The organism is Demequina subtropica, from assembly GCF_000971235.1.
Taxonomy (GTDB): Bacteria; Actinomycetota; Actinomycetes; order Actinomycetales; family Demequinaceae; genus Demequina; species Demequina subtropica.
Genome location: NZ_BBMB01000006.1, coordinates 115,690 through 129,533, shown reverse-complemented (window position 1 = coordinate 129,533; position 13,844 = coordinate 115,690). Strand labels below are relative to the sequence as shown.

General features: G+C 71.4%; 8 protein-coding genes. 6 read left to right on the top strand and 2 right to left on the bottom strand.

Features of this window, described 5'->3' with window-relative positions:
- Positions 1-2: 2 nt before the first annotated feature.
- Positions 3-839: an HAD hydrolase family protein gene (locus tag AOM06_RS06570; protein ID WP_228372880.1), complete on the bottom strand. Its 837-nt coding sequence runs from the start codon at positions 837-839 to the stop codon at positions 3-5.
- 184 nt (positions 840-1,023) lie between these two features.
- On the opposite strand from AOM06_RS06570, the gene AOM06_RS06565 reads away from it, so the two are divergent.
- The 6 genes from AOM06_RS06565 to AOM06_RS06540 all read left to right on the top strand — a co-directional run bounded on the left by AOM06_RS06565 (position 1,024) and on the right by AOM06_RS06540 (position 12,161).
- Positions 1,024-2,052, top strand: a complete 1,029-nt coding sequence (locus tag AOM06_RS06565; RefSeq protein WP_062303950.1) for a LacI family DNA-binding transcriptional regulator — start codon at positions 1,024-1,026, stop codon at positions 2,050-2,052.
- Positions 2,053-2,093: 41 nt separating this feature from the next.
- Positions 2,094-3,359, top strand: coding sequence for a sugar ABC transporter substrate-binding protein (locus AOM06_RS06560; protein WP_062303949.1), 1,266 nt, complete (start codon positions 2,094-2,096; stop codon positions 3,357-3,359).
- A gap of 49 nt (positions 3,360-3,408) precedes the next feature.
- Positions 3,409-4,392: a carbohydrate ABC transporter permease gene (locus AOM06_RS06555; protein ID WP_228372879.1), complete on the top strand. Its 984-nt coding sequence runs from the start codon at positions 3,409-3,411 to the stop codon at positions 4,390-4,392.
- Positions 4,389-5,207: a carbohydrate ABC transporter permease gene (locus tag AOM06_RS06550; RefSeq protein WP_062303948.1), complete on the top strand. Its 819-nt coding sequence runs from the start codon at positions 4,389-4,391 to the stop codon at positions 5,205-5,207. Before AOM06_RS06555 ends, AOM06_RS06550 begins: the two co-directional genes overlap by 4 nt.
- Positions 5,208-5,210: 3 nt before the next feature.
- Positions 5,211-7,157: a glycoside hydrolase family 127 protein gene (locus AOM06_RS06545; RefSeq protein ID WP_062303947.1), complete on the top strand. Its 1,947-nt coding sequence runs from the start codon at positions 5,211-5,213 to the stop codon at positions 7,155-7,157.
- 90 nt (positions 7,158-7,247) lie between these two features.
- Positions 7,248-12,161 carry a LamG-like jellyroll fold domain-containing protein gene (locus AOM06_RS06540; protein ID WP_169747729.1) on the top strand — a complete coding sequence of 1,638 codons (4,914 nt, stop codon included), beginning with the start codon at positions 7,248-7,250 and terminating at the stop codon, positions 12,159-12,161.
- A 58-nt stretch (positions 12,162-12,219) separates the two neighbouring features.
- Here AOM06_RS06540 and AOM06_RS06535 read toward each other — a convergent pair whose 3' ends face one another.
- The gene (locus AOM06_RS06535; protein WP_062303946.1) at positions 12,220-13,686 is read right to left on the bottom strand and encodes a glycoside hydrolase family 43 protein; all 1,467 of its coding nucleotides are present in this window, start codon (positions 13,684-13,686) and stop codon (positions 12,220-12,222) included.
- Positions 13,687-13,844: the final 158 nt, after the last annotated feature.

Sequence of the window (13,844 nt, the reverse complement as noted above, 5' to 3'; positions counted from 1 at the left end):
GCCTAGCCGAGGAGCCCGAGCTCCGCGAACGCCCTCGCGAGCCCGGCCTCGCGGGGCCCGGCGGCGGTGCGGTCGGCGACGGCGAGCGCGGCGTCGTCCCCGCCCTCGATGGCCACGCCGGTGCCGGCGTACTGGAGCATCTCGACGTCGTTGAGGCCGTCCCCGAACGCGATCACCTGCTCGCGGGCGAGGCCCAGGTGCTCGACCACGGCCGCGACGCCCACGGCCTTGTGCACGTGGGCGAGGAAGATCTCGCCCGCGCCGGGGCCGAGGTCGGGGATCGAGCTCGGGATCACCGCCACCTCGGGGCCGATGGCCTCGGCGATCGCGTGGACGGGGACGTCCGCGTGGAACGTGGTGATCTTGCCGAACGGGACGCCGGTGAGGTCCTCGGTGCGCGTGATCGCCGCGGTGAGGTCGCGTCGGCCGGCGCCCTGCTCCCCGCGCTGGGGCAGGTGTGCCGCCATGGCGTCGACGGTCGCGGGGTGCGCGTGGGTCGCATGCGGGCCCTCGAGCAGGAACAGCGCGCCGGCGGCGGCGAGCTCATCGAGGGACCGTGCGGCGAGCGCGGCGGGGAAGCGCGTGTCGAGCAGCACCCGCTCGCCCACGATCGCGTACGCGCCGGCGCCGGCCACGTAGCCGTCGAAGCCGGCCGCCGTGATGCGCTCGGGAAGGAGCGACACCGGGCGTCCCGTGCACAGCAGCACCAGGTGGCCCGCGGCGCGCGCCGCGCGCACCGCGTCCGCGTGGGCCTCGGGGACGACGCCGTGGTGGGCGTAGGTGCCGTCGACGTCGAGGAAGATCGCGCGGCGGGACGATGCGGGGGCGGGGGAGGTCACGCCCCTCACCCTAGGCGGCGTCGACGGTCGCATCGGCGCGACCGGGACGAACATCACGATTCGGTCACGGGGAGAATCCGCCATTGCGCTGTCGAACCGGTTCGCTATATCGTCGGTCGCGTCGAGTCGAACCGGTTCGATACAGGTGTGCAGCACTCGTTCAACGACGAAGGAGTCAGCGTCGATGGTGACCATCGGTGACGTCGCGAGGGTGGCGGGGGTGTCCCGCTCGACCGCGTCCTACGCGCTCAGCGGCAAGCGGACCATCTCGCCCGCGGTGGTCCAGCGCGTCCTCGACGCGGTCGACGAGCTCGGGTACACGCCGAACGCCGGGGCGCGCGCGCTCGCGACCTCGCAGACGAAGGTGATCGGACTGCTCGGGCGGTTCCTGTCGGACGAGTTCGCACCCGCGATGCTGCAGTACATCCTCGGCGTCACCAATCGTGCCGGCGAGCTCGGCTACGACACGCTCCTGGTCTCGGAGGAGGACGGGGTCAACGCGCTCAAGCGCCTCTCGACGTCCCGGATGGTCGACGGCTTCGTGCTGCTCAACGTCGCGGAGCACGACGACAGGCTCGGCTTCCTGCGCGAGGCGCTTCAGCCGGGCGCGACCGTCGGGCTGCCCGAGCAGTGCGACGGCATCGACGTCTTCGACCTCGACTTCGTCGCGAGCGGGCGGATCATGGTCGACGCGATGGCGGACGCCGGCCATCGCGAGCTCATCCTCGTGTCCCAGCCGGAGCATGTGGTCGCGCGTGGAGGCGCCTACGTGTGGCGTCTGGCGGACGGCGCGCAGGCGCGCGCAGACGAACGCGGCATCGAGCTGCATCGGTACTTCGGCGCCTCGAGCCAGCCCGCGATCGGCGAGGACCTGAACCGGTACCTCGACACCCATCCCGGCGCGACGGGGCTGCTGCTGAACAACGAGGCCGCGGCGGCTGCGCTGCCGTCGGTGCTCGCCGCCAGGGGCCTGTCGAGCCCCGCCGACATCTCCGTGCTCGGCCGCTACTCGGACGACTTCGCACGGACCTTCTCGCTTCCGTTCTCGGCGGTCGACAGCGCCGCGGACGAGCTGGGGCGGCGGGCTGTGGAGCAGCTCGTCGCTCGAATCGAGGGCGATCCCGCGGGAGCGGCTCCTCATCTTGTCGAGCTGATCCCGCCCACCATCCACGACCGCGGATCCATCGCACCACCCCCAGCCTCGCGGGGCTGACCCCACCGACCCGTCCCCGGGTTCACGTTCAAGGAGGAACGATGAGCAACACCAGCACCAAGGCCGCCGTCGCGTTCGCGACCGCGGCGATCGCAGCGGGCGCGCTCGCCGGCTGCTCGTCCGACACCGCCCCCGGCTCGTCGGACGCCCCGACGGGCGCGGGCACGGACGCCCCGGCAGCAGGCGGCACCTTCACGCTGTGGGACCCGTACCCGGACCGCGACGACCAGAGCACCTGGGCGCAGGCGATCGACGCGTGCGCCGACGAGCTCGGCATCACCATCGAGCGCAACTCCGGCAACACGGGCGACACCGTGAAGGACCTCACCACCGCGGCCTCGAACCTGCCCGACATCGCGATGGTCGACAACCCGAAGGTGTCGACCCTCGCCGATGCCGGCCTGCTCACCACGGCCGCGGAGAACGGTCTCGACACGTCGAGCATCCAGGAGAACATCCTGACCGCAGGCGAGATCGACGGCGAGGTGTACGGCGTGCCCGTCGGCGCGAACACGCTGGGCCTGTACTACAACCCGACGGTCCTCGAGGAGGCGGGTGTCGACATCGCGTCCGTGACGGACTGGGAGTCTCTCACCGCGGCGATCCAGCAGGTGGTCGACGCCGGACACAAGGGCATCACGTTCTCCGCGGTCGGCACGGAGGAGGGCTCCTTCCAGTTCCTGCCCTGGTTCTGGGGCGCCGATGCCGACCTCACCGCGCTCGACTCCGAGCAGTCGGTCGCGGCGCTCACGCTGTGGACCGACTGGGTCGCGGACGGCCTCGCGCCGCAGTCCGTGCTCACCAACACGCAGGGGACCTCGTGGGACGAGTTCCTCACGGGCGACTTCGGATTCGCCGAGAACGGCTCGTGGTTCCAGGGCGCGGCCGACGAGAACGGCTACGAGGTGATCCAGATCCCGGCGATGGACGGCGGCGCCGCACCGGCGCCCACGGGAGGCGAGTTCATGACGCTGCCGATCCAGGAGGACGAGTCGCGCTACGCCACGTCCGCGCAGATCGTCGAGTGCCTCGCGAACGGCGACTCGGGCGCGACCGCGCTCGGCTACGTCGCGCCGACCGCCGAGGGCGCCTCGGCGCAGGCCGCGGCGGACACCGCCGGCGCCAACGAGTTCTGGGTCCAGGCGGTGGCGGACGCGAAGCCCCGCACCGCCGACAACCTGGGCATCAAGTACCCGATCATCTCGGAGCAGCTCTACACCGCGATCCAGGTCGCGCTGAGCGGCGGCTCGTCGCCTGAGGACGCGCTCGCGACCGCGCAGTTGGAGGCCGCGTCCAAGCTGGGCTGAGCCGTGAGCCACGGCCTCGTCTCGCACATCCCCCTAGTGGAGGTCCTCGATGACCATGTCGGCGACACGAACCCCCGCGTCAGCTGACCGTCCTCGCGACGGCGAGGGGGCGGCTCCGGCCGTCCCCTCGCCGGGCGAGCGGCGCCGCGCCGCGCGGCGGCAGCAGCTCGTGGCGTGGCTGTTCCTCACCCCCGTCACGCTGTACCTCGTCCTGTTCTACGCGCTGCCGCTGTGGCGCAACGTCGACCTCAGCCTGCGCGACTACACGCTGCGCTCGTTCATCACGGGCGGCGCCGAGTTCGTGGGGCTCGATAACTACCGCGAGATCTTCACCGATCCCACCTTCCCGACCGCGCTGTGGAACACCGTCCTGTTCACCGGGCTCTCGCTGGTGTTCCAGTACTCCATCGGGCTCGCGCTCGCGGTCTTCTTCTTCCGGCGGTTCCCGCTTGCGGCGACGCTGCGCGCGCTCTTCCTGGTGCCCTGGCTCCTGCCGCTGCTCGTGTCCTCGTCGGTCTGGGCCTGGATGCTCAACTCCGACTCGGGCGTCGTCAACTCCTTCCTGCAGACGCTCGGCCTCGACCCTGTCTTCTGGCTCACCTCGCCGGACTGGTCGCTCGTGTCGGTCATCATCACCAACATCTGGATCGGGATCCCGTTCAACCTGGTGCTGCTGTACGCGGGCCTGCAGGCGATCCCGGGAGAGGTCTACGAGGCGGCCGCGCTCGACGGTGCCGGCCGCTGGTCGATCTTCTGGCACATCACGTTCCCGCTGCTTCGCCCGGTCAGCGCCATCACGCTGCTGCTGGGCCTGGTCTACACGCTCAAGGTGTTCGACATCATCTGGGTCATGACGCGCGGCGGGCCGGGCGACTCGTCGACCACGCTCGCGATCTGGTCGTACCGCCTCGGCTTCGGAGGGGGATCGCCCGAGCTCAGCCTCGCGGCAGCCGTGGCGAACGTGCTCATCCTCATCGCGTTCGTGTTCGGGCTGTTCTACATCCGTGCCCAGAGGAAGGCGCTCCGCTCATGACCCGGTCACGCCGCGCCGTCACCACCGTGATCGCGCTGATCCTCACGGCCATCATGCTGTTCCCGCTCTACTGGATGATCAACGTCTCCCTCACGCCGCCTCATCTGCTGCGCAAGGACCCGCCCAACCTGGTCCCGATCGACGCGACCTTCGCCGGCTACGACAAGGTCATCCACGAGCAGCTGCCCTACCTGGGGACGAGCCTCATCATCGGTCTGGGCACCGTGGCCCTCACGCTCGTGGTGGCCGCGCCGGCAGGGTTCGCTCTCGCGAAGCTGTTCCCGAGGGGCGGGAGCACCCTGAACTTCGTCCTCCTGGTCGCGCAGATGATCCCCGGGATCATCATGGCGATGGGGTTCTACCTGGTCTTCAACGAATGGGGTCTGCTGGACACGATCCCGGGCCTCATCATCGCCGACTCGACCCTGGCCGTGCCGTTCGGTGTGCTGATCTTCACGGCGTTCATGATGGGGATCCCGAACGAGCTGATCCAGGCCGCGCGGATCGACGGCGCGAACGCGTGGCGGACGTTCAGGTCCGTGGTGATCCCTGTCTCGCGCAACTCGGTGGTCACGGTGGCGCTCTTCGCCTTCCTCTGGTCCTGGTCCGACTTCCTGTTCGCCTCGTCGCTCAACCGTGGAGGCGACCTCCAACCGGTGACGATCGGCATCTTCCGCTACCTGGGCAACAACACCCAGGACTGGAACGCGATCATGGCGACCGCGGTGGTCGCGTCCGTCCCGGCCGCGTTCCTCCTGGTGTTCGCCCAACGGTACGTCGCCGCGGGGGTCACCGCCGGAGCGGTGAAGGACTGACACGTGGACCAGAGGAGCGACGGCGGCGCAGCCGCACCCGTCCGGCCGAGCGCCGTCTCGCGCAGGGGAGCCGGGCTTCGGGAGGTCGTCTGGGGCCCGGACGGCTTCTGGGGCAGGCGTCAGGCGGTGAACGCCGCCGCGACGTTCGCGCACTGTGCCGACTGGATGGAGCGCCTGGGCTGGCTCGAGAACTTCGACAGGGTCGCGCGCGGCGACGTCACCGATGAGCGCGCGGGCTGGGAGTTCGCGGACTCGGAGGTCTACAAGCTGCTCGAGGGCATCGCCTGGGAGCTGGGACGCAGGGACGATGCGCGGCTCGCCGCCGCGTACGGCGCCCTGGTCGCGCGCGTCGTCGCCGCGCAGGACGAGGACGGCTACCTGGGGACGGCATTCGGGCATCCGGGCCTGCCGCCGCGGTACTCCGACCTGTCGATGGGCCACGAGCTCTACAACATGGGCCACCTCATGCAGGCCGCGGTCGCCCGCCTGCGGACCTCCGGCGAGGATGCCCTCGTGGCGGCCGCGCGCCGAGCCGCCGAGCATGTGTGCCGCGAGTTCGCGCCCGGCGCGCGCGAGGGCCTGTGCGGCCATCCCGAGATCGAGCTCGGCCTCGCGGAGCTGGGCCGTGCGATGGGGGAGCGGCGCTACCTCGACCAGGCGCGCGTGTTCGTCGAGCGCCGCGGACGGGGAACCCTGCCGGTCCGTCCTCTGCTCTCGGACGAGTACTTCCAGGACGACGTGCCCGTGCGCGAGGGCACGGTGCTCCGCGGCCACGCGGTGCGTGCGCTCTACCTCGCGGCGGGCGCCGTCGACGTCGCGGTCGAAACCGGCGACCGCGAGCTCCTCGCGGCGCTCGAGGGCCAGTGGGCCACCACCGTCGAGCGGCGCACATACATCACAGGCGGCATGGGGTCGCGGCATCAGGACGAGGGTTTCGGCGAGGACTGGGAGCTGCCGCCCGACCGCGCCTACTGCGAGACCTGCGCGGGCGTCGGGTCCGTGATGCTGTCGTGGCGGCTCCTGCTCGCGTCGGGGGAGGTCCGGTACGCCGACCTCATCGAGAGGACGCTCTACAACGTCGTGGCCGCGGCTGCGGATCAGGGCGGCACGCGCTTCTTCTATGCGAACCCGCTGCACGTCAGGGTCGCAGGTGCCGAGTACGCCGGCGACGGGGTGAACCACCGTGCCGAGGGCGGTGTCCGTGCGCCGTGGTTCGACGTGTCGTGCTGCCCGACGAACGTGGCACGCACCTTCGCGGCGCTGCACACCTACGCCGCGATGGTCGAGGACGACGCCCTGACCCTGCTGCTGTACTCGCCCGGCTCCGTGGACGTCGCGCTGTCGTCGGGACGGATGCGGCTCGAGGTGGCGACGCGCTACCCGGACGACGGTCGCGTCGACGTCGCGGTGGTCGAGGCGCCGCAGGAGCCCGTGGCGTTGCGGCTGCGCGTCCCGGCCTGGGCGCGGCACGCGACCGTGACCGACGCGACGGGCACCCGTACCGAGGTGGCGCCGGGCTGGTGGGAGGCGCGGCGCACCTGGACGGCCGGGGACGTCGTGGTGCTCGACCTCGACCTGGACCCGCGCATCGTCTGGCCCGACCCCCGCATCGATGCGATGCGCGGCACCGTCGCGGTCGAGAGGGGCCCGCTCGTGCTGTGCCTCGAGTCGACCGACCTTCCCGAGGGCGTCGGGATCGAGGACGTGCGCGTCGACGCGACCGGCGCGCCCCGCGCGGCGGGCGACGGGGCCGTCATCGCCGCCACGCGCCGTCGCGAGCCCGCGGCGGCCCCTGCGACGCCCCCGTTCGCGTCGCGACGGCCGACGGACCCGGCGTCCGAGGTCGGCTTCGATCTCCCGTTGGTGCCCTACCACCGCTGGGGTGAACGCGCGCCGTCGCAGATGCGCGTGATGCTGCCTGCCGTCTGGGAGGTCGCCCCGCCCCGATAGACCTCGCGTCCGCTTCTCGCTGGCGGGCGCGTGAGGCCGGCGTCCCTCAGCCGTCGGCATCCCCGAAGAGTCACAGAGAGGTGCTCGATGATGCGAGAGCTCACCAGGCAAGGCCCGTCATGGGCACGATGGACGGCGGTGGCGTCGGCGCTGGCGCTGGGAGCGGCCGGCGTCGCGACGGCCACGCCGGCGGCGGCGGTCGACGTACCGGCCCCCGACCTGCACTACACGATGGACGATGTCGCGGGAGGGACGGTCCCGGACTCGTCGGTGAACGGCTGGGACGGCGTGATCGTCGGCTCGACCGGCGTCACCGATGGAGCCGACGACGGTGCGGCGCTCGCGCTCACCGGCGGCACCGTGACGATCCCCGGAGGCCCCCTCGCGGGCGCGACGGACCTCACGGTGTCGGTCCGCGCGCGCTGGGACGAGCCCGGAGACTGGCAGTGGCTGTTCGGCCTCGGCACGGACACCACGCGCTATCTGTTCACCACGCCCCGTGCCGGCACCACGCAGGTGATGCGCAGCGCCGTCACCGTCGGCGGGCCCGGGGTCGAGGCGATCGTCGACTTCCCTGCGGCGATGGCCACGGGGGAGTGGAGCACCGTCACCGTGGTCCTCGACGCCGAGGCGGACCGCCTCACCACGTACCTCGACGGCGTGACCGTCGCCTCCGCGTCGACCGAGATCACCGCGGGTGTGCTCGTCGACGCGGCCGCCGCATCGTCCGGCTCGATCGGCGGCTCGTTCTACAACGACCCGACCTTCAAGGGCGCGGTCGACGACTTCCAGCTGTTCCGCACCGCGCTCGACGGCGAGCAGGTGGCCGCGCTCGTGGGCGTCGAGTACGTCCCGCCGGAGCCCGAGCCGGAGCCGGCCCCCGCGGTCGACGAGACGGCTCCCGACCTCCACTGGACGATGGACGACGTCGCCGACGGCGTGGTCGCCGACGTGTCCGGCAACGGCTGGGACGGCACGCTGTCCGGCGCGGCCGAGGCCTCGGAGGGCCTCGACGGCGCGGCGCTCGACCTCAGCGGCGGCTACGTCACGTTCCCGCGCGGCGTGATCGACGGCAGCGCGGATCTCACCGTCGCGGCGCGTGTGCGCTGGGACGGCACCCACGACTGGGGCTGGCTCTTCGGGGTCGGGACCACGTTCTCGAGGTACCTCTATGCGATCCCGCGCACGGGTGAGGCGTTCGGCGGGGCGCTGCGCACGGGGATCACGGTCGGCGGCGACGCCGCCGAGGCGCAGGTGCTCGCGACAGAGCCCCTCGCGACGGACGAGTGGAGCACCGTCACGGTCACGCTCGACTCCGCTGCGGACCTCCTGACCACGTATGTCGACGGCGTCGCGGTCGGCAGCGCGAGCACCACCATCACGGCCGACGCCCTGGTCGACCCTGGCAACGACACGGGCGGCTACCTGGGCGGCTCGGTGTTCTGGTGGGACCCCACCTTCGACGGCGAGGTCGACGACTTCCGCATCTACCGCGGCGCGCTCACCGCGGCCCAGGTGGAGTCGCTCGAGCCGGGCGCGCTCGCTGCGCCCGACCTGCTCTACACGATGGACGACGTCACCGACGGCATCGTGCCCGACTCCTCGGGCAACAACCTCGACGGCGCCATCGTCGGCTCCACGGGGATCGTGGCGGGGGTCGAGGGCGACGCGCTCGACCTCACCGGCGGCGCGGTGACCGTGCCCCGCGACATCCTCGACGGCGCGACCGACCTCACCGTCTCGTCGCGCCTGCGGTGGGACGGCGGTGCGGCCTGGCAGTGGCTCTACGGGCTGGGCACCAGCACGACCCGATACGTGTTCTGGACGCCGTCGAACTCGGACGGCAACATGCGCACCGCCATCACTACCGGTGGTGGGGGCTCCGCCGAGGACCAGATCACGGGCGTCGGCGCGCTGCGCACCGGGGAGTGGGCGACGGTCACGACCACGCTCGACACCACGGCGGGCGTCATGACCACGTACCTCGACGGTGTCGCGCTCGCGTCCGTGGCCACCGACATCACCGCGGGAGAGCTGTTGAGCGCGACCGCGGCGAACGCGGGTCGCATCGGAGGATCGTTCTACCCCGATCCTGCCTTCGACGGCGCGATCGACGAGTTCCGCGTCTACCGCGCGGCGCTCACGCCCGAGGAGGTCGCGTCGCTGGTCACCCGCGGCATCCCGACGCTGGAGGCGCTCGCGGAGGACGCGTTCTCCGTCCGCACGCTCGTGGGCGGGGCCCCCGCGCTCCCGGCCGCCGCATCGGCGTCCTTCTCCGACGGCTACGACCGCGACGTCCCGATCACGTGGGACGAGGTCCCCGAGGCCGCGTACACGGCCGAGGGCACCTTCACCGTGTCGGGAGACGCGGGCGGCTACCCCGTCACCGCGGAGGTCACCGTGCACCGCGGCCAGATCGCCATCGACGCGGGAACGACCACGGGCGACTTCATGGGCGGCGCCGCGGGCGTGCTCTACGGCCTCTACGGGGACGGCATGCCCACGGAGAACCTCATCGAGGGCATGGGCATCCGCACCGTCTCGACCAAGGCGCAGGACGGCGCGCAGCAACCCGGAGCAGATGCGCTCGAGGTCCTCCCGACCTTGGCGGAGACCACCGGCGGCGACGTCTACCTGCGCATCACCGACTGGTATCGCGGGTTCCCCTACGAGTGGCCGGGCGACACTCCCGAGGAGAAGCTCGAGTCCTACCGCGGGGTCCTGGCGGACCAGCTCGAGATGATCGCGCAGATCCCCGCGGACCAGCGCGCCCACCTGGTGATCGAGCCGTTCAACGAGCCCGAGGGGAACATGTTCGGCACCGGGCAGTGGAGCCTCGACGGCACGTCGTGGCTCAGCGACCCGACGGACTACTTCGCCGCCTGGGACGAGTCCTACCGCACCATCAAGGCCGCGTTCCCCGACCTCCGGGTCGCGGGACCGGGAACCTCGGTGCTGTTCGGGCAGATGCAGGGATACCTCGCCCACGTGGTCGAGGAGGACACCGTCCCGGACATCATCACGTGGCACGAGCTGTCGCACCCGCAGGCGATCCGCGACTCGGTGGAGAGGTTCCGGGGCTGGGAGGCGGCCGCATTCGCGGGCACCTCGTACGAGGGCACCGAGCTGCCGATCAACATCAACGAGTACGCGTTCAACTACCACACGTCGGTTCCCGGCCAGATGATCCAGTGGATCTCCGCGATCGAGGACTCCAAGGTCGACGCGCAGATCGCGTTCTGGAACATCGACGGCAACCTCTCCGACTCCGCGGTGCAGTCCAACCGCGGCAACGGGCAGTGGTGGCTGTACCACGAGTACGCACAGATGACGGGGCAGACCCTCGAGGTCACCCCGCCATGGCCGGGCGACAACTACACGCTCCAGGGCGTCGCCGCGCTCGACACCGGCAGGAAGCAGGTGCGGGCGATCATCGGCGGGGCCGCCGGCGCCGCTCCGGTGGACCTGGTCGGCCTGCCCGCGAGCTTCACGGGCAAGGTGCGCGTCTGGGTCCGTGAGATCGCGTGGACCGGTCAGATCGGCGACTCGGCGCAGCCCGAGACGCTCGCCGAGATGGTGCTGCCCGTGGTCGACGGCAAGGCCTCGTTCGAGTTCGGCGAGGGTGCGCTGCCCGCGCTGAAGGAGTCCTCGGCATACGAGATCGTCGTGACGCCTCAGGGTTCCGCGGCCGCGGGCTCCGCGTCGCCGGCATGGTCGGCCTCGTACGAGGCCGAGGACGCCGCGCACACGGGCTCCGGCTACAGCGTCAACGGCCCCGAGGGCACGCCTGCGCGCGTCGACCTGTTCTACACGTCGGGGGCGTACAACGTCGGCGGCCTGCGGACCGGCTCCGACGTCGCGCTCGACTTCACCGTCGACGTGCCCGACGACGGGGCGTACGACCTCTCGGTCTTCGCCAACAGCCTCAACACCTACGGGCTGGTCGCGGAGCAGGGACCCACCAACGTGTTCCTCACGGTCGACGGCGCCGACGAGCAGGAGCTGTTCCTCACGCTCGGCTACAAGTGGGTGGTGTGGGACCACGCCGACACCACGGTCGATCTCACCGCGGGCGAGCACACGCTCACGCTGTCCGCGCGGAGCCTCGACGGCACGGGTGCGACCCAGGGCGACGCCATCGTCGACCGCATCACGCTCACCCGCGCGGCGGGCGACGATGCGGTGGACGCCTACGAGGCCGAGCTCGCGGACACGTCCGTGACGCCGAAGTACCGGGGCGGGGTCTCCGGGTCCGGCGCCGTGCAGCTGAAGCTCGGCGAGACCGCGACCTTCTGGGTCTACGGCGACGTCGACGGCGAGCACTCGCTGTCGCTCGACACGAGCGGCGTCGCGAAGGGCTCCGTGGCGGTCAACGGCGAGCAGGTCATGGATCTGCGGGCCTCGACCTCGGCTGCCGTCCACCTCATGGGCGGTGTCAACAAGGTCGTCGTCACGGGGCCGGCGACGGTCGACCGCCTGCTCGTGGGCGCCTCGAAGGGGCGTCTCGGCGCGGTCGCGTACCAGGCCGAGGACGCGACCCTCGAGGGCGAAGCCCATGTGGTGGATCTCTCGCTGGCCGAGGGCGGTCAGGCCGTCGATGGCATCGGCGGGGCGCCGGGGAACGTCAGCACGTTGACCTTCTCCGTCGACGCCGCCGAGGCGGGACCGCACGCGGTGGTGGTGCGCTTCTCCAACCCGGAGCAGGTGCCGGCGACGCACTACAACCCCAACCCGATGGCGCGCCGCGCGCTCATCTCGGTGAACGGGGGCGAGCCGGAGTCGGTGCTGTTCGTGCCGACGTTCCACGAGAACAGCTTCTGGGAGCGGACGCTGGTGCTCGACCTCGTCGCGGGGGAGAACACCATCGCCTTCGGCTCGGAGGAGCAGCCCAACTTCGACGGAACGACCTACGCCGAGGACAACTGGCCGGGCATCCCTCTCCGGGCCGACACCTCGCCGATCATCGATCGGATCACGGTGTCGCGCCTCACCGACAGGGGATAGCACCCCGGACATGCCAGGGGCCGGGCACGGTGCGTGCCCGGCCCCTGTGCCGCGTCCGTCAGGCCGCGTCGACGTCCTGGCGGCCCCACAGGGGCACGCCCTGCCCGGAGGTCACGGTGAGGCCCCACGTCCACGCCTCGGCGGTCGGGTTCCACACGGGCGCGAGCACGCCCGTGTAGGTCGCGTCGCCGGCGGTGAGCGTGAGGTCCTGGTCGCCGGACAGCTCCCACGTGCCCTCGAGCGCGCCCGCGACGGTCCCGTCCTCGGCGAGCGTCACCTCGACGGAGGTGGGGACCAGCGGCGAGATCACCTTGTCGAAGGTCACCACCTGGTAGGTGCCCGCCGCATCGTCCTCGCTGGCCGCGACGAGGCTCTCGCCCGCGTAGCGCTCGGGCGACAGCACGGGCCAGCCGTCGGCGTTCATGTACAGCTGGTGCACGCGGACGTTGTGCATCTCCTCGGTGCCGATGAAGCGCGAGTGGAAGATGAGGAACGTCTCGCCGGTGTCCGGGTCGTCGTACCAGGTGTTGTGGCCGGGGGAGACGTAGCCGGCATCGCCGCCCATGCCAGGGCCGTCCGCCCACTCGTAGCCGCCGATCACCTTGACGCCGTACGGCTCGATCGACGCGTCGTCGAACACGGTCCCGGGAGCGCCCGCGACGGTCGACATGTCGTTGCCCTCGGCATCGACGTACGGGCCGTCGGGGCTCTCGGAGCGCGCGACGCGCAGCTCGTAGCCGCCCGAGGCGTCCAGGCCGCCGAACGAGAGGAACAGGTAGTAGTAGCCCGTCTCCTCGTCGAAGCGGATGTTCGGCGCCTCGATGCGCGAGTGGTTGCCGCCGACCAGGTGCGTGCCGTAGCCCTGGCCCTCGAGGGGCAGGCCGGTCTCCTCGTCCATCTCGAGGATGAAGATGCCGCCCGAGTACGAGCCGTAGACCATCCAGAGGTTCCCGTCCTCGTCGTAGAACGCGTCCGGGTCGACGGTGTTGGGGTGGAGGGTGGCGTCGTAGATCTCGCCGGGGTTCTCGGACTCCTCGTCCCACATCCCGGACTTGAGGAGGATCTCCTGGTTGACGTACGGGCCGTCGACCTCGTCGGCGATGGCGACGCCCAGCGCGGAGCGTGCCGAGCTGCCCTCGCAGGCGTTGTAGTACATCGCGTAGCGGCCGTCCGGCAGCTCGACGACGTCCGCGGCCCACAGCGTCTCGGACTGCGCCCACTCGAAGGTCTCGGCCAGCTCGGTGCGGATGTCGTCGAACAGGCCCGCGGCATCGGCGTCGCCGACGCTCATGGAGTTCTGCGTCCAGCTCATGAGGTCGGTCGTGTAGGCCGAAGCGGCGTGGGAGCCGAACACCCAGATCTGGTCGTCCGAGGTCACCACGGACGGGTCATGGACGGTCACGTCGGTGAAGGTGGGCGCCGCGAGGTCGGGGAGGCCGCCCTCGGACGATGCGCCGCAGGCGCTGAGCGAGAGGGTGGCGGCGGCGAGGGTGGCGGCCGCAGCGGCGGCGCGGGTGCGGGTCACGGAAGGCTCCTGTGCGTCGTCGGACAGTTCGCTAGGCGAGGGATGTCGCCAAGGTCCCGCGACTCTACAACGATGTAAATTGGCGCGTCAAACCGCGCCCGAGCCCGCGCAAGGAGCAGCGGGGGCGCCGGGGGGATCGGCGCCCCCGCTGTCGGGGG